Raw genomic sequence first — 21,875 nt, forward strand, 5'->3', positions numbered from 1 at the left:
TTAGATCCCTTTCTTCATGTTGGGGTGGTTCTCGATCATCCGGTCCAGCGCTGCCGCGCTGTCAGAGGCGCTCTTGCGGCGCTTCAGTTGTTTGATGACGACCGGACATTTGGTCTCCGACTGGTAGAGAACCTGACAGTGCATACAGTTCAGGCACTCGTTCGGGTTGATCTCGCCAGTAGGGTGGATGGCCTGCACCATGCATTCATGGGCACAGGTCTGGCAGGGGTTGCCGCACTCGCGGTAGCGCTTGAGCCAATCGAACATGCGCAACCGGGCGGGGATCGCCAGCGCCGCGCCCAGAGGGCACAGGTAGCGACAGTAAAAGCGTTCCACAAATAGACCCGCCGCCAAGAGCGCCAAAGCATAGGCGACAAAGGGCCAGGCGCGCACGAATTTGAGCACGATGGCGGTCTTGAAGGGCTCAATCTCGGCCAGATGTTCGGCCTGTTCGATCGAGGCCAGTGAGACCCCGAAAAGCCCGAGAAAGATCATATATTTGATTGGCCAGAGGCGTTCATGCAGACCCCAGGGCAGGGTCCATTGTGGCACGCCCAGTTTGCGCGCGATGCGGTTGGTCAGCTCTTGCAGCGCACCAAACGGGCAGAGCCAGCCGCAATAGGCCCCACGCCCCCAGAAGATCAGTGAAGCGGCAACTGCGAACCACAGGATAAAGGTCAGCGGATCGAGCAGAAACGCCTGCCAGCTGAAATCTGTGGTCAGCGCGCCAAAGAGCGCCATCAGATTGACCACCGAAAGCTGCGCGTTGGCATACCAGCCCAGAAACACCAGCGTGACGGTCAGGAATCCCATGCGGAACCATGTTGTCGCGCGCTCGGAGCGGGTCAGGAAGTTCTGGAAAAAGAAGGCGAATGTCAGGGCAGAGAGCATGACGCCAAGGCCCGCGATCTCGACGGTCTTGTCACGCCAGATCCGGGACCAAAGGGCGGTTTGTGCCGCGCTTTCGGTTGCGGTCTCTTGTGCCAGAGGGACTTCTGGGGCCGGGGCCGCCACGGGGCGCAGATAGGGCGCGGGCAGCTGATAGCCCAGATCGAAGGTGGTAAAAACCCGCTCGATGGCCGCCACATCGCGCTGGACGAGGAGTTGCAGACGCCATGGCTCTGCCGGGTTGAAACCGGCATCGGCGGGGATCTTGAAGAGGTCCATTTCCGACAGAACGGGCGCGCCATCGGCCATGATTTCGCCCACGCGGCGGTGGCCCCGGTCCCGGAAACGCACCGAATTGTCGCCCTGCACCAGAATGATCCGGTCGAACATGCCGCCACGGACATAGCCCGAGCCCTTGAAGGAATAGAGCCCACGGGCCGCAACCAGCAGCGCGTGCTCTCCCTCGTCCAGCCAATCCGTAAGGTTGGCGAACTCGGTCTCGCCCAGCAATCTCTGACCTATGGCGGGCACGCTGACCAGCGTGGCGTACATATCGATATAGGTCGTGTCATCCGGATCGGTCAGGGCACGGGCGGCGGCGCGGGGATCGTCCATCGCGGCAAAGGCGCCATTGATCTGCCCCACATCCAGAGACATCCGCCGCAATGTGCCGTCCCCGGTCAGCGTGAACCAATCCTCGGCGGCCTGCGCGTCGGGATTCACCTCGTAGCGCGGACCCGTCGGGGCCAAGAGAGGTGTCAGGCCACCCAGACCAAGTGCGCGCGCCACCCGGATGCCTGACCGGGTGATGGAATCGTCGATCACCATGATGGTGACGGTCGCGCCGGAAATGATATCCAGTTCATGTGCCGATCCGCCTGCTGCCGCCTCGGCCACCAGATCAAGCCCGATGAATTCGTTGACCAGCTTGGCAACTTTCGCCTCGGGGATACCGATCAGCACGATGGGCTCGGAATGTTTGACCAGTTTGACACCGGTCAGTTTCGCATCGAGCCCGACAGCGACCATCACATGAATCGGTTTGCCGGAATAGCCAGTGGTGCCAACAAAATCGGAGGTAACAAAGGCCCAGCCGATAGTCTCGCCACCGCGCAACACCGGCGCCACCGGCAGGTCGCTGCGCATCTGGCCATAGCCATCGGCCCCCTCGACCAGCGACGCGGCGGGAACTTCGGTCAGATAGGTTGTCAGATAGGGAGTTTGCGCCTGAGCGGCCGTGACGTGGGTCAGCAAGGCGATCCAGAGGGTCACGACATGCACGAGAATGACGATGGGACGTATCGAAAAGGCGCGGGCAAAAGGCATTGAGAAGGCTTTCATGCAAGGACCAACACAGCCGGGGGTGCGCGGCTACGCGTCCGGACGCTTGTGTTGGGGCGCTGCGGGGTGTTTCCGGGCAGAACCGTCGAATCGGAAGTCAGCACCAGTGCCGGATGCTGGAAGGGAGTGCCGAGAGAGACATGCGCCCCGGCCTGTAAACAGTGCTCGCAGAGCAGTTTGGAGCAGTGCGGCAAGTCTATTGGCGTGCCGTCACGGGCCAGAAGAATCGTTTTCTGCCCCTGACCATCCGCACAGATCACCATTTCTGTAAGTGTCGCCTCAACCGCCGCATGCCCTGCCGCCCGGCCAGCGGAGATGCTGCCGAGCGCTATTGAAAGCGCCAGCAGCAAGCAGAGTAAAACAGGGGAGGTGCTCAGTTTCATGGCCCGGACGATACCAAGGCCCATTGGGGTCATCATTGATATGGATCAAGTAAAATGCCCCTTTTGTGCCGTACCATGTGCTGCATGCTCAACCTCTTGCCAAACAACGATTGTTGGACAGGGTGTAACGGTATGGGAGTTAGCAATGCGTCTTACAAAGTTTACAGATTATTCCTTGCGTGTGTTGCTCTATGCCGCGACGTTGAAGCCGAACCAATTGGCGACAATCGAAGATACCTCTAATCTGTATGATATCTCGCGTGCGCATCTGAAGAAGGTGGTGTTGCAGTTGATACACGAGGGGTTTCTTGAGGGGGTGCGCGGGCGCAGCGGCGGATTTCGGCTGGCGCGTCCGGCGGATCAGATCAATCTGGGCCAGGTTGTGCGCAAGAGCGAGCCGGATTTCGATCTGGCCGAATGTTTCCTGCCCGAAAATACCTGCCGGATCACCAAGGGTTGTCGTTTGCCGATAGTCCTGAATATGGCGCTGTCCAATTTTCTGAGCACCTTTGATGACTTCACGTTGGCGGATGTGGCCGTCATGCCATGGTGTTTCGGTATACTGGAGCTGGACAGCTGTTCGCAGCGTGGTCCCAAATCGACTAAAAAGAGCTGACGAGGCGCGGCGCTGCCTGATCCCGTCTGGCCCTCTTGGCGTCGCGGTTCTCAGCGACTATCAGTGGTCTCTCAGATCATCCGAGGGAGCCCAGAGTGACAGACACAGCCGAGCGTATCGCCCGCACCATCGCCACCGAGATCGCGGCACGCCCCGAGCAGGTTGCCGCCGCCGTTGCGCTGCTCGATGGGGGGGCGACGGTGCCCTTTGTCGCCCGCTATCGCAAGGAAGTGACAGGTGGGCTGGATGACACGCAACTGCGCAATCTGGCGGAACGGCTGACCTATCTGCGCGAGCTGGAGGCGCGGCGTCAGGTGATTCTGGGGTCGATCAAGGATCAGGGCAAGCTGACAGAGGTGCTTGCGCGTGCCATTGCCGGGGCTGACACCAAGGCCGTGCTCGAGGATATCTATCTGCCGTTCAAACCCAAGCGCCGCACCAAGGCGATGATCGCGCGCGAAAATGGGCTGGAGCCGCTGTTGCAGGCGATTCTGGCCGAGCGGACAGCGGTGCCCGAAGATCTGGCGGCGCCCTATCTTGGTGAGACCGTGGCGACGGTCAAAGATGCGTTGGAGGGCGCGCGCGACATTCTGGCCGAGGACCTGACCGAAAATGCCACGCTGTTAGGGCGGCTGCGTGATTTCATGCGGGCCGAGGCGGTGATCAGCGCACGGGTTTTGACGGGCAAGGAAGTGGCGGGGGCCAAGTTCTCCGACTATTTCGATCATCGCGAAAAATGGGCGACGATCCCGTCGCACCGCGCGCTGGCCTTGCTGCGGGCCGCAAAAGAAGAGATTGTGACCCTCGACATTGCCCCCGATCCCGACACTGGCGCGCCGCGCGCCGTGGCGATGATCGAGGCGGCGATTGGTATTCCCGGTGCCGGCCCCGGTGATGTCTGGCTGCGGGCTGCGGCCGCATGGACATGGCGGGTCAAGCTGAGCCTGTCGATGTATGTCGATCTGATGGGCGAGTTGCGAAAGAGCGCCCATGACGAGGCGATTACGGTTTTTGCGCGTAACCTTAAGGACTTGCTCTTGGCGGCACCCGCCGGGCCACGCGCCACGCTCGGGCTTGATCCGGGTATCCGGACCGGGGTCAAGGCCGCCGTGGTGGACGCCACGGGCAAGCTGCTTGTGACCGCGACGCTCTATCCGTTTCAGCCCAAGAACGACCTGCGCGGCGCACAGGCCGCTGTGCTGGATCTGATCCGGCAGCATGGGGTGGAGCTGATCGCCATCGGCAATGGCACCGCCAGCCGCGAGACCGAGCGGATGGTGGCAGACGCGTTGAAACTGTTGCCACCGGGGGCCAAGCGCCCGATGAGCGTTATCGTGTCCGAGGCGGGGGCTTCGGTCTATTCCGCGTCGGAACTGGCGGCGCAGGAATTTCCGGGACTTGATGTCAGTCTGCGCGGTGCGGTCTCGATTGCGCGGCGGTTGCAGGACCCGCTGGCCGAACTGGTCAAGATCACGCCGCAGTCGATTGGCGTGGGTCAATATCAGCATGACGTCGATCAGCGGCGGTTGGTGCAGTCGCTCGATGCTGTCGTCGAGGATGCGGTGAACGCGGTCGGTGTCGATCTCAACATGGCGTCGGCCCCGCTCTTGGCGCGGGTGGCGGGGTTGGGGGCCTCCTTGGCACAGGCGATCGTGGCGCACCGCGATGCGCAGGGCGCGTTTCCGTCGCGCAAGGCACTGCTCAAGGTTTCGGGGCTTGGCCCCAAGGCGTTCGAGCAATGCGCCGGGTTCCTGCGCATCCGCGACAGCGCCGAGCCGTTGGACGCCACCTCGGTGCATCCCGAGGCGTATGGCGTGGCGCGCCGCATCGTGCAGGCCTGTGGGCGAGACATTCGGGCCATCATGGGCGCGCCCGAGGCGCTGCGCGGTCTGCGCGCTGAGGATTTCGTTGATGACACCTTTGGTCTGCCGACGGTGCGCGACATTTTGGGCGAGTTGGAAAAGCCCGGCCGCGATCCGCGCCCCAGCTTTGTCACCGCGCGGTTTACCGATGGGGTCGATGACATCAAGGATTTGAAACCCGGCATGCTGATGGAGGGCACAGTTACCAATGTCGCCGCCTTTGGTGCCTTTGTCGATATTGGCGTGCATCAGGACGGGCTGGTGCATGTCAGCCAATTGGCCGACCGTTTTGTCAAAGACCCGCATGAGGTGGTCAAGGCGGGCGATGTGGTCAAGGTGCGCGTGACCGAGGTGGATGTGGCCCGCAAGCGCATCGGGCTCAGCATGCGCAAGGACGGGGGCGGGGCTGAGGCGCGGGGCAAAGCCCCGGCTGCGGCGAGCAATCCGCCAAAGGCTGACAAGCCGGGAAATGCCGCTGGCCCCAAGACGCCCTCTGCGGCGCGCAAGCCCAAGCCCAAGACCGACGGTCAGGCGGGGCAGGGCGCACAAGGGGCATTGGGCGAGGCCCTGCTGGCCGCGATGCGCGGCAAGTCTTAGGCTGGGTCACTGCGGGCGCTTTGGCCTGGGGCTGGCCATAGCCATTCCGACGGTCATCCGGCGGCTGTCGCGGTCATGTCGTGGTGCACGGGCTCTTGCGGGGTGATGCGCAGAGCGCGCAGGGCGTTCAGGATCACGGCCACGTCGATCACCTCTTGCAGCAATGCGCCTTGCACCGGGCTGAGATAGCCATAGGCGGCCGCGATCATGCCCAGCAGTGACAGGCCGATCCCGGCCACCACGCTTTCGAGAGCGATGCGCCGCGCGGCGCGCGCCACCGCGAGCCCGGGGTTGATCCGGTCAACCCGGTCCACGAGCAGCACGACATCCGCCGCCTCTGCCGAGGCGGCAGCCCCGCGTGCGCCCATCGCAACGCCCACATCCGCCGCCGCGAGGGCTGGCGCGTCGTTCACGCCGTCGCCCACCATCATCACCGGGCCGTTCTTGCGCTCGGTCAGAACCAGCAAGACCTTTTGATCCGGTGTCAGACCGGCCCGCACCCCATCCAGACCGAGCCCAGTGGTCACGCGCTCTGCCACGTCGAGCCGGTCACCTGTCGCGAGCAGGATGCGCTCGACCCCTGCGCGCCGCAAACCGGACAGAAAATCGAGGGTGCCCTCGCGCAGAGGGTCGGACATGACCAGATGTCCTGCCATGTGCCCGTCGACGGCCACGGCAACAAGAACGGACCCCGCTGCAAGAGCCGCATGGTCCCCGTCCGCGCGCCCCACGCGCTTGGCGACGAAACCATCGCCACCAACGATGACCTTGTGGCCATCGACATGGCCAACGACCCCTTCACCGGGGATTTCAGCCACCTCTGACGGCACGGGCAGCGCGAAGCCACGCGCCTTGGCTGCCGCGACGACGGCTTGCGCCACGGGGTGCTTGGAGGCCTGATCGAGCGCGGCCGCAAGGCGCAGAATGTCGTCCTCAGACATGCCGTCATGGCTGACAACTGACACGATTTGTGGCCGCCCATCGGTCAGGGTGCCGGTTTTGTCGAGGATCAGGGTTCGGATTCGAGCCATCGTCTCAAGCGGTCCAGCGCCCTTGATGAGCACACCGAAATGTGCTGCCCGCGAGAGACCCGCGACCAGAGCGACGGGCACCGCCAGGATCAGCGGGCAGGGGGTGGCCACAACCAGCACAGCGACGGCCCGGATTGGATCGCCGGTGATCCACCAAGCCGCGCAAGCTATGGCGACTGTGAGCAGCAGAAACCCGAGAGACCAGCGATCCGCCAGTCGTGACATCGGTGCTTTGGAGCGCTGCGCCTCTTCGACCAGACGGACGATCCCGGCATAGGTGCTGTCTTTTGCAACCTGCGTCGCGGTCAGATCAAAGGCCTCTCCGGCATTGGTTGATCCGCTCATTGCGGCCCCACCTTGCGCCACGCGCGCAGGCAGCGACTCGCCGGTCAGAGCGGATGTATCGAGAAAGGCCGTGGCGGACGCCACGTTGCCGTCAACGGGCACCACATCACCCTGCCGGATCAGCAACCGGTCGCCCGGTTCGATTTGATCCAGCGGCACATCTTCGAGCCCGCCATTCATATGGCGGGTCGCCGTTCGCGGGACCCGCGACAGCAGGGCGTGCATTTCGCGCTGGGCGCGGCCCTCAGCGAAGCTTTCGAGGAAGGTGCCACCCGAATACATCACCGCGACGACCGCTGCGGCAAGCGATTCGCCAAACACCAGTGCGGCGCTCATCGACAATGCCGCCACAATATCGAGCCCAACCTCGCCGCGCCGGATGCTGCGCAGGATTTCAATCACGAGGGCCGCCAGCGCAGGAGTGACCCCGGTGATCCAGACGAGGTTCGCCCCCTCGGTCATGCCGATAAAATAGAGCCCGAGACCGGCCAAAAGCCCTGCCGTGGCCAAGCCGAGAATTACTGTCTTAATGCGGTCCATGCTGATCGGGGCCATGCCGTTCACTTTCCTTTGGCTGACGCGTGTGCCGCTGGCGGTTCAGAAAACAGCCGCCCGACTCCTATACCTGTATCGGCACCCGCATCATTACGCAGGAGAAAGAGGGCGTCGAGTCCGTGCTTTTTGGCAAGCTGCGCGCCAGTCTTCGGCCCCAGCACCATCAGCGCCGTCGCCCAAGCGTCAGCCGTGGCACAGTTTGGGGCGACCACCGTGACCGATGCGGGAGGGGCCATCAGTGGCGCACCGCGGGCCGGGTCCATGGTATGGGACAGGCGGCGGCCCTGCACCTCGACCCAGTGACGATAATCGCCTGAGGTTGCGACGGCGGCATCTTCGAGCGCAAGGATGGAATGGGGCGCGCGGCGCGCGTCGTCGGGGGCTTCGATCGCGATGGACCAAGGCGAGCCGTCCGGTCGGAGACCGAGTGCCCGCATCTCGCCGTCGATGCCGACAAGTCCGGCCATGATACCCTGCGCACGCAGCCTGTCGGCCAGACAATCAACACCGTAACCCTTGGCGATGCCATTCAGGTCGAGCGTGATCGGCGCGGATTTGCGCAGCCGATGTCCGTCGATTTCCAGCGCCTCGGACGCGGGCAGGCGCGCGGATGTCATCGCCGCGCGAATCCGGTCGGATGCGGCGCTCTGCGGACCAAAGCCCCAAGCCGTTGTCGCGTCTCCCATGCCGATATCAAACGCCCCGCCAGAGGCGACCCCGATCTCAAGCCCGAGATGAAGGACGGTGCGCAGGTGATCCGGCACCTTCACCCATACCCCCACAGGGGCCGCGTTGAGGCGCATCAGGTCGCTGTTGGATTTCCAGGTAGACATCTGTGCATCGACAACGTCGACAGCAGATTGAAGCGCGGTTTTGACAGGGGTTGGATCAAAGCCCACGCGTGCAAAAAAGAGAGCGGACCAGCGCGTGCCCATCGTCGGACCGTTCAGGGCAAAGCTCTCTTGCTCAGTAGACATCTTCGACATATCGACCCTCCGCCCTTAGCACTGCGGGGGTGAGCCCGGTGGGTGCTAGGATCTCGGCCAGCGCATCGGCCACCCCCGCTGCCATGTCGCGCCCGCCGCAGACCATCACGCGGGCCCCGTCCCGGATCAGCCGGGCCACCTCGGCGGCGTCGCCGCGCAGGGCGTCTTGCACATAGTTGGGGCGCGCCCCGCGTGACACAGCCGTGATCAATCGGGTCAGGCGGCCCTCTTTCCGCCATGTGGGCATTTCCTCACTGTAAAAGAAATCACTGTCGGGGTGGCGCAGTCCGAAATAGAGGTGGATGGGATGCTGTCGCGCATTCCTGCGGATAAACCCCGCCAGTGGCCCGATGCCAGTGCCTGCGCCAATCAGGATGAGCGGTGCGCGGCCCCGGCCCGGTTGAAAGCCCGGGTTGCGGCGCAAAAAGGCGTTGACGGTGTCGCCGGGTTCGAGCGCGGTAAGTTGACCCGAGCACAGACCGCCCGGATGTTTCTTGACCACGATCTCGACAAACCCGTCGCGGCGCGCAGAGGCCAGTGAATAGAGGCGGGGCAGGGGGCTGCCCTCGGGCAGGATGCCGATCAGGTCACCTGCGTTGAAGCGGGCAAAGCCTGCCCCGGTCAGCCTGTGCCAGAGCGGTGCGCGCGGCAGGGCAAAGCGCAGGATTGCGGTCGGGGCCTGCACCTCTGCGCCGTAATCGCGCCGCGAGATCAAGGTCAGCGTCTCGGTTGTGGGCCGGACCGGCTGATGGACCAGATCAAGGTCGATGCCCAAAGCCTGCCCAAGGGCGCGTCCCCAACGTGCGAAATCCTGCGGCGATTGACGGTCCACAGTGTCGAGGGGCAGCAATTCTTGCCAGGCCAATGCCCCGGCTGTCGCTGCGACGGTCTGGGCAAAGGCGCAATAGGCCGGAAAGCTCTGGTCGCCAAAGCCAAGCACGGCGAGCGGTGCAAGGGCTGCGCCGTCCAGATCCTTCACCCGGTCGAGAAAGCCTTTGGCTGAGGCCGGTGCTTCCCCGTCGCCATAGGTTGCGGCCAGAACGATGATCCGCGCCGCGCGGGCATAGCTGCCGGGTGCAAATGCCGACAGGGGGGCCGTGTGGACCCTCTGTCCAGCTTGCGTGAGCGCTGCGTGCAGCGTTGCGGCAAAGCCCCAAGTGCTGCCGCCTTCGCTGCCAACGAGCAGGATCGTTTCGGCCTGGGCTGCGCGCTGATTGCCACGAATGCGGGGGCGGCCGCGTCGACCTGCCAGCCAGATCAGAACACCGCTTCCCCCCATCACGGGCACGCCGAGCGCCATTAACCCGAGCGCCAGCCCCAGCGCCGCCGCACCCTGGCCGGTGTGAAGCATGTGGATAGTTTCGGATATGCGCTCCAATCCGCTCAGATCGGCCCAAATCAAGAGCGCGCCAGTCCCCTGATCGATATACCCGGTGCCCCGGTGGGTTTTGAGGGTGAAGACGTCTGAGGCGTCACCCGGATAGGGAAAGCTGAGTTCGCGCAGGTCTGTGACCAAGGTGTCGACCAGCGTTGGCATGTCGAAAAGGGCCACATTGGTTTGGCCACTCACATCAGCCGGAAAAGCCGGTGTGCTATCCGCCCCCGGCAAGAGGCCAAAGGTCGAGGCCGTCATCCACAAGCCGGTGATGGACAACAGAAAAAGGCCCGCCACCGCAATCCGTGCAATCTCGACATGCAGCCGATGGGCAAGCGGCCCGCGCAGCGGTGCGAACCAGCGCCGCCAGCCTCCGGTGCGCCGCACAACCAGCGCCGCGCCGGTGAGCGACAGAACAAACATCGCCGCCGCCCCCGCCGCCATCGCGATGCGACCGCCGTCCCCCAGCAACAGTGATCTGTGCAGATTGGTGAGCCAGCGTTCCACTTGATTAGGGTCGGCAGAGGCGACGCCCATTCCGGTTGCGGGATCAATCACGGCGGCACCGGGCGCACCGAGATCGAACCAGTAGGCGGTGATCTGACCAGAGGGCGCGCGGCGGATCTGTTCGACGCCGGGATAGGCGGTCTGAATGCGGGTGGCGAGCGTGGCCATGTTCAGGCCCGCCTCGACCTGTGGCGCGGTCAGCCGTTCAGCGGCGGGAAAGACCGAGAGCGCCGCACCACTCAGGCTGAGCACCGTGACAAGAGCCAGGGCCAAGAGACCCGGCCAGCGATGGAATGCGCGGATCATGGCCCTCGCTCCTTACATGTCGTAGGTGAAACTAGAGATGTAACGGCGGCCGCGCACAGGTGTGCCCGCCCCTGCTGATGTCAGCGGCACAGCGATTTCGTTTGGGCTGTCGCGCATATCCTCGACGGCGGCGTCGATATGAAGCGTGTAGCCCGCGTCAAACAGGGCATCGGCGAGATCGAGCGTGATTTCAAGCGTCCGGCCCGCGCCCACGCTGGCCCCGGTGATGCCGTTGACCTGCGCCGCGTCTCCGGCTGTGGCACGGTGCCAGTCGGTCAGGTGTTTGTAATATTTAGATTTTCCACCGGCCATCCACAGGCTGCCGGCATAGGCGCCAGAGGCATCGGTGACATAAAGCGCGAGGTATGCTCCGTCGCCGCCATAGCTGTTGAGGGTCGTGGTCAGTGTGACTGGCCGCGCCATGGCGAGGCTGGGAAGGGTTAGCGCCGTTGTCAGCGCGAGGGATGCAAGAAGCGGTTTCATTGCGTGGTCCTTTGAAGTCACGGATAAAGATTGAACGCGGGCGCAGCGGTTTTCGCCGCACCGCAGCGGTATTTAGTTCATCTTGACCTGCGGAGGGGTTCCGGTTCCGAAAAGTCCGTTCTGCGGAGGTGCGACCGTTCCGGCGGGCGCGGGATTGCGAGCGCCACCACGGCCAGTGTCGTCTTCGTCGTCTTCGTCATCGTCGTCGTCTTCATCATCGTTGTACCCGCGCCGTGCGCCGTCGTGCTTATCATCGTCGCTTGCGAGGATGACGGGGAGCGCCTGTTTGGCGTCCTCGAAGATCGCTGCGAAGGGACGGTGGTTTGTGCTCTCGGACGTATGCACCGCACTCAGCGCAGGCAGGCCAATGACGGATGTCAGCGCGGTAGAAGCGACAAGAAGGGTGAGAATCTTTTTCATGCAGTGTCTCCTTTTCATCTGCTGAAGCCAATCTGGCGGCTCGACCTGAGGGCTCCCTGAAGGGGTGGCGATTCCCTCGTCAGCTTGGCGTCAGGAAGAAAAAAAGACCCCGCATGGAGTGCGGGGCCAAGGGGGCCGAAGGGACCGTCGGCCTTGGGGAGACAGCAGGGTCCGGTCAGACGATGTCGTCTGGACCGGGCGCACGTTTGTCGCCGGTCACCATGGAACGGGCGAGGTTTTCTTCATGTCGAAACGAGGCAAGGACGACGCCGCCCACATGCAGCGCCACCAGAAGAAGCGTGAGATTGGCAAAAACCTCGTGCATCTCTTCGAGCATGTCCTCGCCGCCATAGCCGTATTCATTGTCCTCGTCGGCAAAGGCAGGTGCCACGATCTGCGGCAGCTCCGGCAGCATCGCCCTGCGATCCGGTTCATCAAGAAGCCAGCCGCTGAACGCCGTGCCCGACAGCGCCACGAGCAGCGCCACAATCATCGCCGCACCCGCAGGGTTGTGACCCAGATAGCGCCGCTCTTTGCCGCGCACCATGTCGCCCACATAGGCCATTATTGCGCTGGGGCGTTTCAGAAACTGAGCAAAGCGCGCATATCTGCCACCGACAAATCCCCACACAAGGCGAAACGCAACAAGCCCTGCAACCACGTAACCCGCGATTTCATGCAGGGTCGAAAGCTCTTCGGCGCTGAGCCATGCAATCGTAAAGGCGGCCACGAGCGTCCAGTGAAAGATCCGCACCAGCGGATCCCAGACACGTACGGCGCGCTCCTTTGACAGTTGCGATCCAAATTCAGTCATCCTCGCGATCCTTTCCCTTGCGTTCCTGACGATCCTTGTCCTCGTATTCAAGCTCGATCACCTGAAGCGTTGCCGGATGAACTGTCACTTCGATGCGGCGGTCATTGGCGTCGCGGCCGTCAATTTCGTAACAGCCGTCGTCGATCTTGATACGGCGCACGGTCCAGCCGTTCTCTTGGGCGAGCCGCGCCACGGCATCGCGCGGCTGCCACTCGGCCATCGGCACAAAGCAGTCGTCACTTGCCACTGCGACCCCGGCTGGAAATACCGCGAGAACGCTGAGAATTGTCAATGTCGGTTTCATGGGCCAAACTCCTCGTTGCGGCCATCTTGAAGAGACCATGACGGTCGAACCTTACGGGTTCCTGACGGATCGTTGCTGAGTTGTGTCAGCTTCGCGTCAGGCTGAGGGGGCAAGACAGGTCTGCAAGAGTAGGAATCGAGCCCAATATGCGTATTCTGCTGATCGAGGATGATACAGTTCTGGGCGCCGCCGTGCGCGACCAGATCGCCAGTGACGGTCACACCGTGGACTGGGTCATGCGGCTGGATGCGGCGGGCGATGCGGTGCATGCCGCGGCGTTTGACCTGATCCTGCTGGATCTGATGCTGCCGGATGGTCGCGGCATCGGGTTCTTGAGAGGATTGCGTGGGCGCGGCGATGTGACGCCGGTCATCATTCTGACCGCGCTTGACCAGATATCGGACCGCATCGACGGGCTGAATGCGGGGGCTGATGACTATCTGGTCAAGCCGTTCGATCTGTCCGAGCTTTCGGCGCGGATAGGGTCTGTCGCGCGGCGCTACAGCGGCAATCCCAACCCGATTGTCACGCATGGGCCGCTGGACATTGATCTTGCGGCCCGCAGCGTTCACCGCGCGGGCAAACCCGTGTCTCTGACGGCGCGGGAGTGGGCGCTGTTCGAGGCCTTTCTGGCGCGGCCCGGTCAGCTTTTGTCCAAGGCGCAACTGGAGGACAAACTCTACGCCTTTGGCGCTGAGGTGGAGAGCAATACCATCGAGGTGCATGTCAGCCGCCTGCGCAAGAAGCTGGGCGCAGGGATTATCGAGACCGAACGCGGTATGGGTTATCGTCTGGGTAAGCCATGATGAGGCCCCGCAGCCTTCAGGCCCATCTGGCGCTGTCCGTTGGGGCACTGTTGACGTTGCTCTGGATTGCCGCGGCCTCGGTGACCGCCGTGATCCTGCGCACTGAAATGGACGAGGTCTTTGACGCGGCGTTACAGGAGATGGCGCAGCGCCTGTTGCCGCTGGCCGTGGTGGATATCGTCGGGCGTGACGATGACGGTGTCACCCAGCGCCTTGCGGCGATCCGCGCCCATGATGAGTTTTTTACCTATATTGTCCGCGATGACATGGGGCGCATCCTGTTGCAATCGCATGCGGCGGACCCGGACGTGTTTCCGAACTGGGACGGGTCCGGTTTTCGCCAGACCGCGACCCACAGGCTCTATAACGAAGACGCGTTGCAAGGCACGGTGCGGATATCGGTCGCGGAACCGCTAGATCACCGCGCCTCCGTGGCGCGCGAGATTCAGATGGGTCTTGGATTGCCTCTGATGATCGTGGTTCCGGTCGCTCTGCTTGCCATCATTCTTGCGGTGCGGGCAAGCCTCGCGTCGCTGCGCCGCTTTCGGGAACTGCTCGAGTCCCGTAATGCCAGAGATATGTCGCCCGTTCCCGCGCATGACATTCCCTCGGAGATCCGCCCCATCGCAGCCACCTTGAACGGGCTGCTTGACCGTCTGAAAGAGGCATTCGAGGCCGAACGCAGTTTTGCGGCCAATGCGGCGCACGAGTTGAGAACGCCGCTGGCCGGGGCGATAGCGCAGGCGCAGCGTCTGAGCGCGGAAACCTCGGATCCGCGGGCCAAGTTGCGGGCGGTCGAAATCGAGTCAACGTTGAAACGGCTGACCCGCCTGTCCGAACGCCTCATACAACTGGCGAGGGCCGAAGGCGGGCGGCTGCGGCTGGACCGGGCGTCAGATCTGCGCCCCGTCGCGCGGATCATAATCGAGGATCTGGCCAGAACGGTCCCGCCGGGCCGTATTGTGCTCAACATGCCGGACGCCCCTGTGATGTCGGATCTTGATCCCGACGCATTCGGGATACTGTGTCGAAACCTTGTAGAGAATGCCTTGCGCCACGGCATGGATGCCTCCCCGGTTGAGGTGACGCTCACGCGCGAGGGGCTGTTGCGCGTTGCAAATGAGGGTCCCGTGGTGCCGCCCGAGACATTGAGCCGCCTTATGGGACGGTTCGAACGCGGCACGGCAGATGCCGGCGGAAGCGGTCTCGGGCTTGCGATTGTCTCGGCTATGGCCGAACGTATTGAGGCCCCGCTGACCCTCAGTTCGCCCCGACCGGGCAGGACATCAGGTTTTGAGGCCTCTATCCAGCTACCGACAGGCTGACCCGACGAAAACAGGCCCGCGCGCGCGAAGCCCGGTGTGCGCCTTGCCTGTGCGCGTCAAGTAACTGATTTTATTGGCGGAAGCTCAGGGATTCGAACCCTGGGTACCTCTCGGTACGCTGGTTTTCAAGACCAGTGCAATCGACCACTCTGCCAAGCTTCCTAAACTTTACCTACATTAAACTTCAAGACCGGTGCAATCGACCGCTCTTTCATTCCTTCGGTTTGCAGGTGCCTACATAGGTCTTGGCGATTCTGAAAGAGGTGTTTCGCGGGGAAATTCGCGCATGCAGCGCCTGCGCACTTTTCACGCGGGGGGCAAGACGCTAGAGTACGCGCGCGGGATCATGCCGGGGCGAGAACAAGCCCGACCGGAAAACCGGCGGCTCACGCCGGATGGCTGCACGCAGAGGCAAGGGCAAGGGGCAAGACATGACGTTTCGGAAACAGGGTAAACAGGCACAACTTTCGCGGTTGGTGCTGGTGAGCGCGGCGATCGCAATGCTGGCAGGCTGCGACGAGAGTGGCAAATTTTCTCTCAAGCCCGATAGCGCCGGGCAGGTGTCCGAGCAGAGCGGGGCTGCGGCGCACACCTCGGTCAAATTGGTGGAGCGCGATGTCGAGGCGCCGGATGTGTTTCAGGTCACCGACATGGGGCTCTGGGATGGGCGGCCGTCGTTGGGGGGGGTCTGGGTGGCACATCCGGACGTCAAAGAACCGGAACGGGTGATCATCCGTAACACCTCGGACTCGAAATTTGTCATCGGAGCGCTCTTCCGGCGCGCGCGTGACGTGCCCGGCCCGGCCTTGCAGGTGTCGTCGGATGCAGCAGCGGCGCTGGGCATGCTGGCCGGTGCACCGGCTCAGCTCAATGTGACCGCCCTGCGCCGGGAAGCGGCGCAAGAAACCCAAGACGCGGCCCCTGAGGCTGAGATGCCGTCGCAAGAGGCCACGGCCCTTGCAGTCCCCGCTGAGATCGAGTCCACGGCTCTGGAACCTGTGGCCGGGGCCGCAGCCGCGATCGAGGCTGCCGAGGCGGCACTGGCCGCAACGCCAACCCCGGATGCTGCGGCCACGGCGGCGCCCACACCTGTGGCGCGTCCCGCCCCGTCAGGTGCGTCTGGTCTTGAAAAGCCCTATCTCCAGATCGGGATATTCAGTGTGGAAGAGAACGCCCGCAACACCGCAACCGCGATGCGGCAGGCCGGGATGGTGCCGACGGTGCTGGAACAAAATACCCAAGGCAAGGCATTCTGGCGCGTGATTGTCGGCCCGGCGACCAGCGCCTCGGAGCGGGCAACGCTGCTCAAGAAGATCAAGGGAATTGGCTTTGACGATGCCTATGCCGTCACCAACTAAGAGGAGTGGGTCCAGATGAACCTTATCCGCCATATCGCCGCCGCAGCGCTGAGCCTTGGGCTTGCGCTGCCCGCGCAAGCCTTTGAAACCAGCGCCAAGGCCGCGTTTGTCTTGGATGTGACAACCGGAACGGTGCTGCTGAACAAGAACGCCGACACGCCCCTGCCGCCGGCCTCGATGTCCAAGCTGATGACGTTGTATGTGGCCTTTGAGGCGGTGCGCAGTGGTCGTCTTACGCTGGATGAACGTTTGCCGGTATCGCAGCACGCGATGAGCTATGGCGGCTCGACCATGTTTCTCGACACCACTGACCGGGTGAGGGTCGAGGATCTGTTGCGCGGCATCATCGTGCTGTCGGGCAATGACGCCTGCGCGGTGATCGCTGAGGCGCTGAGCCCCGATGGCACCGAGGCGGGGTTTGCCCGCTTTCTGACGCAGCGCGCGCAGCAGCTGGGCATGACCAATTCGATGTTCCGCAATGCCAGCGGCTGGCCCGCCGAGGGCCATGTCATGAGCATGCGTGATCTGGCGCTTCTGGGGCGTCACATCATTGAGGACTTCCCCGAGTTCTACACGATGTTTTCCGAGACCGAATTTCGGTTTGACGGCCGCGCGCCCAGCAATATCAGCAACCGCAATCCTTTGCTGGGGTTGGGGATTGGCGCGGATGGACTCAAGACAGGGCACACCGAGCAGGCAGGCTTTGGCCTGACCGGATCGGCCAAACAAGGCGACCGACGGGTGGTTTTTGCGATCTCGGGGCTGGCGACTGCACAGGACCGGGCCCGCGAATCCGAGGCAATCGTGAATTGGGCCTTTCGTCAATTTGCGCAGAAATCCGTACTCAAGGCTGGGGACGAGGTGGCGCGCGCCGATGTCTGGATGGGAGAGGCGGCAAGCGTCGGTCTGACACCCGCCGAGGATGTCAACACGCTCTTGCCGGTGATGGATGGGGGCGAACTCAAGGCTGAGGTGGTCTATACCGGACCCGTGCGCGCGCCGGTGGCCAAGGGTGATGTTTTGGCCGAGCTGGTCTTTGCCCCTGAAGGTCTGCCGCCAACGCGCGTGCCTTTGGTTGCTGCCGAGGATGTGGCGCAGGGCGGGTTCATGACCCGGATGCGCACGGTTTCAGGCTTGCTTCTGACGCGGTTGCAGCAGGGCCCCGAGGGGGCGCTTTGAGCGGGCAGGGGCTGTTTATCAGCTTTGAGGGGATCGACGGGTCGGGCAAGTCTACGCAGGCGCGGCGGCTGGCCGAGACGCTGCGTGCCGAGGGCCGAGATGTCGTGCTGACGCGCGAGCCGGGCGGCAGCCCCGGTGCCGAAGAAATTCGGCGTCTGGTGCTGGAGGGCGACAAGGACCGCTGGTCGGCAGAGACCGAGATCCTGCTCTTTACCGCTGCGCGGCGTGATCATCTGGAGCGGGTGATCGATCCGGCGCTGGCCAGTGGGGCAGTGGTGATCTGCGATCGGTTTGCCGATAGCACGCGGATGTATCAGGGGCTGAGCCGGGGCGACCTGCGCGCCACAGTGGATCAGTTGCATACGCTGATGATCGGACGAGAGCCGGATCTGACGGTGCTGATTGATATCGACCCCGGTGTCGGCTTGGGGCGGGCGCTGTCGCGCGGCGGGACCGAGGAACGGTTCGAATCCTTCGGCGAGGGGATGCAGGCGCAGATGCGAGCCGGTTTTCTGGCGCTCGCGCAGGAATTCGCAAACCGTTTCGTGGTGATCAATGGCGCGCGCGATATGGATGCTGTGGCCGAGGACGTGGCCCGCATAGTCAGGGCGCAGCTGCCATGAGCGACGATGTGCTGCTGCCGGAACCTGACCGGACCGAGGGTGCGCCGCACCCGCGTGAGACGCGCCGGATCTTTGGTCAGGACGCGGCAGAGGCGGAATTTCTTGATGCTTTCAACACCGGGCGGCTGCATCATGGCTGGCTTATCACCGGGCCGCGCGGCGTGGGCAAGGCAACACTGGCATGGCGCATTGCGCGGTTCCTGCTGGCCACGCCGCTGGCGCAGGACGACGGGCTCTTTGGCGCACCGCCGCCGCCCGTGACGCTGGATGTGGACCCCGAGCATCCGGTGTCGCGGCGCATGCTGGCGTTGTCTGATCCGGGGTTGTTTCTGCTGCGACGCGGGCCCACCGACAAGGGTGACCGGCTGGCCGCCGAAATCCGCGTGTCAGAGGTGCGCAAACTGGGCAATTTCTTTGCTCTCTCGTCGGCCGATGGCGGGCGGCGGGTGGTGATCGTCGATGCGGCCGATGATCTCAACACCCAAGCGGCCAATGCAATCCTCAAGATGCTTGAGGAACCGCCCGCGCGCACGGTGCTGCTGCTCATCTCGCACCAGCCTTCTGGCCTTTTACCCACGATCCGCTCGCGCTGTCGCACGTTGCGGCTGGCGCCGCTTGGCCCGCGCGACATTGCGCTGGCTCTCGATCAGGCCGGAATTGCGTCCGAGGGCGATCCGGCGGCGCTGGCAGAATTATCCGGCGGCTCTGTCGGGGCTGCGGTGCGGTTGCTCAATCTGGGCGGGCTCAGCCTCTATGCCGAACTGATTGCGCTGATGCAGAGCCTGCCACGGCTCGATCGGCCCCGCGCCTTGCGGCTGGCCGAGGCGGCAGCGACGCGCGGTGCCGAAGAGCGGCTCGATCTCCTCTTTTCCCTGACGGATCTCATGCTGGTGCGGCTGGCCCGTGCCGGAGCCACGGGACACGCCCCAAGGGCCGAGGCCGCGCCGGGCGAGGCCGAGATGCTGGCGCGGCTGGCCCCCGATGCCCGCAAGGGCCGTGACTGGGCCGATTGCGCCGAGGCAATCGGAGCGCGGGCGCGTCATGGGCGGGCGGTGAACCTTGACCCTGCCAGCTTGGTCCTAGATACGGTGTTCAGGATTCAGCAAACCGCCGGGGCCTGAGGCCCCCGCCCGAGGACAGGCATGAGCACCGACATTCGCATCACCGACAGCCATTGCCATCTCGATTTCCCCGATTTCGACAACGAATTGGATCAAGTCATTGCCCGCGCCGTTGCGGCGGGCGTGCACCGTATGGTAACGATCTGCACCCGACTGGATCAAGAACCGCGCGTGCGCGCGATCGTAGAGACGCATGCGCCGGTGTTTTATGCGGCCGGCATTCACCCGATGCGCGCGGCAGAGGGCCCGCTTGTCTCGGTCGATGATCTCCTGACCCTCGCACTGCATCCCAAGTTTGTCGGCATCGGCGAAACGGGTCTGGATTATCATTACACTGCCGAAAGCGCCGAGGTGCAGAAAGCCAGCCTGCGCGTGCATATCGAGGCCGCACGGCGCACGGGCCTACCGCTGATCATCCACGCGCGCAGCGCGGATGACGACATGGCACGTATTCTGGCCGAGGAATATCGCAACGGTGCCTATACCTGCGTCATGCATTGCTTTTCCTCCAGTGCTGAACTGGCCCGCGCCGCACTTGATCTCGGGTTCTACCTGTCGATGTCGGGCATCACGGCGTTCCCCAAGAGCCAGGATCTGCGCGATATCTTTGCTAGCGTGCCGGTGGACCGGATCCTGTTGGAAACCGACGCGCCCTATCTTGCGCCCCCCCCCTATCGCGGACGCCGCAACGAGCCTGCCTATACGCTGCATACCGCGCAAAAGGGGGCCGAGGTCTTTGGCATGGACTGGCCCGCCTTTGCCGCACAAACCGAGGCTAACTTTGAGCGGCTCTTTACCAAGGCGGTGCTGTGATGGCCGAGTTGCGCTTTACCATCCTTGGTTGTGGATCATCCGGCGGCGTGCCGCGCCTTGGCGGGCATTGGGGTGAGTGTGATCCGGGCAATCCGCGCAATACGCGCCGCCGCTGCTCTATGCTGATCGAGCGCGAGACCGAGAGCGGCACCACCCGCGTCCTGATCGACAGCTCACCCGACCTGCGTGCGCAACTGCTCGACGCCGGTATTGGCGCGCTGGATGCAGTGGTTTATACCCATTCTCATGCCGATCATGTGCATGGCATCGACGACCTGCGGATGATCGTGTTCAACATGCGCCAGCGCTTGGCGGTATGGGCCGACGGCGATACGCAAAACGCGCTTTATGCGCGGTTCGGCTATGCCTTTGTCCAACCCGAGGACAGCCCCTATCCCCCCATTCTCGATATGCACACGATTGACGGCCCGTTCGAAATTGACGGTGCGGGTGGTTCGATCCGGCTGATCCCGTTTCAGGTCAACCACGGCTCGATTGACGCGCTCGGCTTTCGGGTGAATGATCTGGCCTATCTGCCGGATGTGGCCGCCATCCCCGAGGACGTCTGGCCAGTGCTGAGCGGTCTGGATTGCTGGATCGTCGATGCGCTGCGGCGCACGCCGCACCCGACCCATGCCCATCTGGCGTTGACGCTCGACTGGATCAAACGCGTAGCCCCGCGCCGGGCGGTGCTGACCAATATGCATATCGATCTGGATTATCGAACCGTGGACGAGGAGACTCCGGCGCATGTGACCCCCGCCTATGACGGGATGATTTTGCGCTACACGGTCTGAGCGCGATGCAGGCGCTGTTTGAAATCATTCTGCCGGTTTTTCTGGTCATCGGCTTTGGCTATCTGGCGGTCTGGCGGCGTTGGTTCAGTCAGGCGGGCGTGGATGGTCTGATGAGTTTCACCCAGAAATTCGCCATTCCCTGCCTGCTCTTTACTGCCATTTCCCGGCTTGATCTGGGACAGAGCTTTGACTGGCGGTTGCTATTGAGTTTTTATATCGGGGCCAGCTCGGGCTTTTTGCTTGGTCTGTTTGGCGCGCGGTTGATCTTTGGCCGGACTTGGGAAGATGCGGTCGCCATCGGGTTTTGCTGCCTGTTTTCCAATTCGCTGCTTCTGGGCCTGCCGATCATGGAGCGCGCCTATGGCACTGATGCTCTGGCCGCGAATTTCGCTATCATCGCGGTGCATTCGCCGTTTTGCTACGGGCTTGGCATCACTGTGATGGAGATCGTCAAGGCGCGTGGCACCGCCGGACCGCGCGTGGTGGTCAAGGTGCTCAGGGCGATGTTTTCTAACACGCTGATCATGGGGGTGGCGGCCGGGTTTGTCGTCAATCTTTCGGGCCTGGTACTGCCCGCACCGGTCGAGGACGGGCTTGATCTCATGGCGCGCGCGGCGCTGCCTGCGGCACTCTTTGGATTGGGCGGCGTGCTGGTGCAATACCGCCCCGAGGGCGATTTGCGGGTGATCCTTTACGTTTGTCTGATTTCGCTGGTGGCGCATCCGGCGATCACCTTTGGTCTTGGTCTCGGGCTCGGGTTGCCGGTCGAGGGGGTGCGGTCGGCGGTGGTGACGGCGGCGATGGCGCCGGGGGTCAATGCCTATGTCTTTGCCAATATCTATGGCCATGCCAAGCGGGTGGCAGCCTCCAGCGTGCTCTTGTCCACCGGGCTGACCATTGTCACGGCTTGGGTCTGGTTGCAGGTGCTGCCGTAAGGCGGCGTTTGGTCTCTAGTTGATGTCGGTCCCAAATGCCCAAACGCGGAAACGAGGCGCCGAACGCACCGCCGCGCGCGCCCGTCCGCCCCACCGGTTAGGCGG

20 protein-coding genes and 1 tRNA gene are annotated in these 21,875 nt (G+C 63.4%); 11 read left to right on the forward strand and 10 right to left on the reverse strand.

Annotation, left to right across the window (positions count from 1 at the left end; translation table 11 throughout):
• Together ACN0SW_RS12905 and ACN0SW_RS12910 are read right to left on the reverse strand one after the other, a co-directional pair.
• Positions 1-2,229, reverse strand: coding sequence for a 4Fe-4S binding protein (locus tag ACN0SW_RS12905; protein WP_417728345.1), 2,229 nt, complete (start codon positions 2,227-2,229; stop codon positions 1-3).
• Positions 2,226-2,636 carry a hypothetical protein gene (locus tag ACN0SW_RS12910; protein ID WP_417728346.1) on the reverse strand — a complete coding sequence of 137 codons (411 nt, stop codon included), beginning with the start codon at positions 2,634-2,636 and terminating at the stop codon, positions 2,226-2,228. Before ACN0SW_RS12910 ends, ACN0SW_RS12905 begins: the two co-directional genes overlap by 4 nt.
• Positions 2,637-2,757: 121 nt before the next feature.
• Here ACN0SW_RS12910 and ACN0SW_RS12915 point away from each other — a divergent pair, with 121 nt between their 5' ends.
• Together ACN0SW_RS12915 and ACN0SW_RS12920 are read left to right on the forward strand one after the other, a co-directional pair.
• A complete protein-coding gene (locus ACN0SW_RS12915; RefSeq protein WP_417728347.1) occupies positions 2,758-3,228 on the forward strand; it encodes an Rrf2 family transcriptional regulator in 471 nt (156 codons plus the stop codon).
• Positions 3,229-3,323: 95 nt separating this feature from the next.
• A complete protein-coding gene (locus ACN0SW_RS12920) occupies positions 3,324-5,687 on the forward strand; it encodes a Tex family protein (protein WP_417728348.1) in 2,364 nt (787 codons plus the stop codon).
• A 53-nt stretch (positions 5,688-5,740) separates the two neighbouring features.
• Here ACN0SW_RS12920 and ACN0SW_RS12925 read toward each other — a convergent pair whose 3' ends face one another.
• The 7 genes from ACN0SW_RS12925 to ACN0SW_RS12955 form a co-directional block, all read right to left on the reverse strand.
• Entirely contained in the window at positions 5,741-7,618 is a 1,878-nt protein-coding gene (locus ACN0SW_RS12925) for a heavy metal translocating P-type ATPase (RefSeq protein ID WP_417728349.1), read from the reverse strand.
• A 5-nt stretch (positions 7,619-7,623) separates the two neighbouring features.
• Entirely contained in the window at positions 7,624-8,604 is a 981-nt protein-coding gene (locus ACN0SW_RS12930; RefSeq protein ID WP_417728350.1) for an FAD:protein FMN transferase, read from the reverse strand.
• The gene (locus ACN0SW_RS12935) at positions 8,585-10,792 is read right to left on the reverse strand and encodes a PepSY domain-containing protein (protein WP_417728351.1); all 2,208 of its coding nucleotides are present in this window, start codon (positions 10,790-10,792) and stop codon (positions 8,585-8,587) included. Before ACN0SW_RS12935 ends, ACN0SW_RS12930 begins: the two co-directional genes overlap by 20 nt.
• Positions 10,793-10,804: 12 nt before the next feature.
• Entirely contained in the window at positions 10,805-11,275 is a 471-nt protein-coding gene (locus tag ACN0SW_RS12940; protein WP_417728352.1) for a DUF2271 domain-containing protein, read from the reverse strand.
• Between the two features lie 72 nt (positions 11,276-11,347).
• Positions 11,348-11,695, reverse strand: a complete 348-nt coding sequence (locus ACN0SW_RS12945; RefSeq protein WP_417728353.1) for a hypothetical protein — start codon at positions 11,693-11,695, stop codon at positions 11,348-11,350.
• Between the two features lie 175 nt (positions 11,696-11,870).
• Entirely contained in the window at positions 11,871-12,509 is a 639-nt protein-coding gene (locus ACN0SW_RS12950; protein WP_417728354.1) for a cytochrome b/b6 domain-containing protein, read from the reverse strand.
• On the reverse strand, positions 12,502-12,813 hold the full coding sequence (locus ACN0SW_RS12955) for a PepSY domain-containing protein (RefSeq protein ID WP_417728355.1): 312 nt from the start codon (positions 12,811-12,813) through the stop codon (positions 12,502-12,504). Before ACN0SW_RS12955 ends, ACN0SW_RS12950 begins: the two co-directional genes overlap by 8 nt.
• A gap of 146 nt (positions 12,814-12,959) precedes the next feature.
• Between ACN0SW_RS12955 and ACN0SW_RS12960 the strand changes: the two genes are divergently transcribed.
• Both ACN0SW_RS12960 and ACN0SW_RS12965 read left to right on the forward strand, forming a co-directional pair.
• Complete coding sequence (locus ACN0SW_RS12960; protein ID WP_417728356.1) at positions 12,960-13,619, forward strand: response regulator transcription factor; 660 nt, start codon at positions 12,960-12,962, stop codon at positions 13,617-13,619.
• A complete protein-coding gene (locus tag ACN0SW_RS12965; protein WP_417728357.1) occupies positions 13,616-14,944 on the forward strand; it encodes an ATP-binding protein in 1,329 nt (442 codons plus the stop codon). Before ACN0SW_RS12960 ends, ACN0SW_RS12965 begins: the two co-directional genes overlap by 4 nt.
• A gap of 74 nt (positions 14,945-15,018) precedes the next feature.
• Here ACN0SW_RS12965 and ACN0SW_RS12970 read toward each other — a convergent pair.
• Positions 15,019-15,106 (reverse strand) — tRNA-Ser (locus ACN0SW_RS12970).
• A 269-nt stretch (positions 15,107-15,375) separates the two neighbouring features.
• Here ACN0SW_RS12970 and ACN0SW_RS12975 point away from each other — a divergent pair.
• From ACN0SW_RS12975 to ACN0SW_RS13005, 7 genes are read left to right on the forward strand one after another with little or no spacing between them, the layout of a single operon-like run.
• A complete protein-coding gene (locus tag ACN0SW_RS12975; RefSeq protein ID WP_417728358.1) occupies positions 15,376-16,302 on the forward strand; it encodes an SPOR domain-containing protein in 927 nt (308 codons plus the stop codon).
• A gap of 15 nt (positions 16,303-16,317) precedes the next feature.
• A complete protein-coding gene (locus tag ACN0SW_RS12980; protein WP_417728359.1) occupies positions 16,318-17,481 on the forward strand; it encodes a D-alanyl-D-alanine carboxypeptidase family protein in 1,164 nt (387 codons plus the stop codon).
• The gene (gene tmk / locus ACN0SW_RS12985) at positions 17,478-18,104 is read left to right on the forward strand and encodes a dTMP kinase (protein ID WP_417728360.1); all 627 of its coding nucleotides are present in this window, start codon (positions 17,478-17,480) and stop codon (positions 18,102-18,104) included. Before ACN0SW_RS12980 ends, tmk begins: the two co-directional genes overlap by 4 nt.
• Positions 18,101-19,225 carry a DNA polymerase III subunit delta' gene (locus tag ACN0SW_RS12990; protein WP_417728361.1) on the forward strand — a complete coding sequence of 375 codons (1,125 nt, stop codon included), beginning with the start codon at positions 18,101-18,103 and terminating at the stop codon, positions 19,223-19,225. Before tmk ends, ACN0SW_RS12990 begins: the two co-directional genes overlap by 4 nt.
• A gap of 21 nt (positions 19,226-19,246) precedes the next feature.
• Positions 19,247-20,038: a TatD family hydrolase gene (locus tag ACN0SW_RS12995; protein ID WP_417728362.1), complete on the forward strand. Its 792-nt coding sequence runs from the start codon at positions 19,247-19,249 to the stop codon at positions 20,036-20,038.
• Complete coding sequence (locus ACN0SW_RS13000; RefSeq protein WP_417728363.1) at positions 20,038-20,835, forward strand: MBL fold metallo-hydrolase; 798 nt, start codon at positions 20,038-20,040, stop codon at positions 20,833-20,835. Before ACN0SW_RS12995 ends, ACN0SW_RS13000 begins: the two co-directional genes overlap by 1 nt.
• 5 nt (positions 20,836-20,840) lie before the next feature.
• On the forward strand, positions 20,841-21,770 hold the full coding sequence (locus ACN0SW_RS13005) for an AEC family transporter (RefSeq protein WP_417728364.1): 930 nt from the start codon (positions 20,841-20,843) through the stop codon (positions 21,768-21,770).
• Positions 21,771-21,875: the final 105 nt, after the last annotated feature.

The sequence above is a fragment of the Roseovarius sp. genome, assembly GCF_048262375.1.
GTDB lineage: Bacteria > Pseudomonadota > Alphaproteobacteria > Rhodobacterales > Rhodobacteraceae > Roseovarius.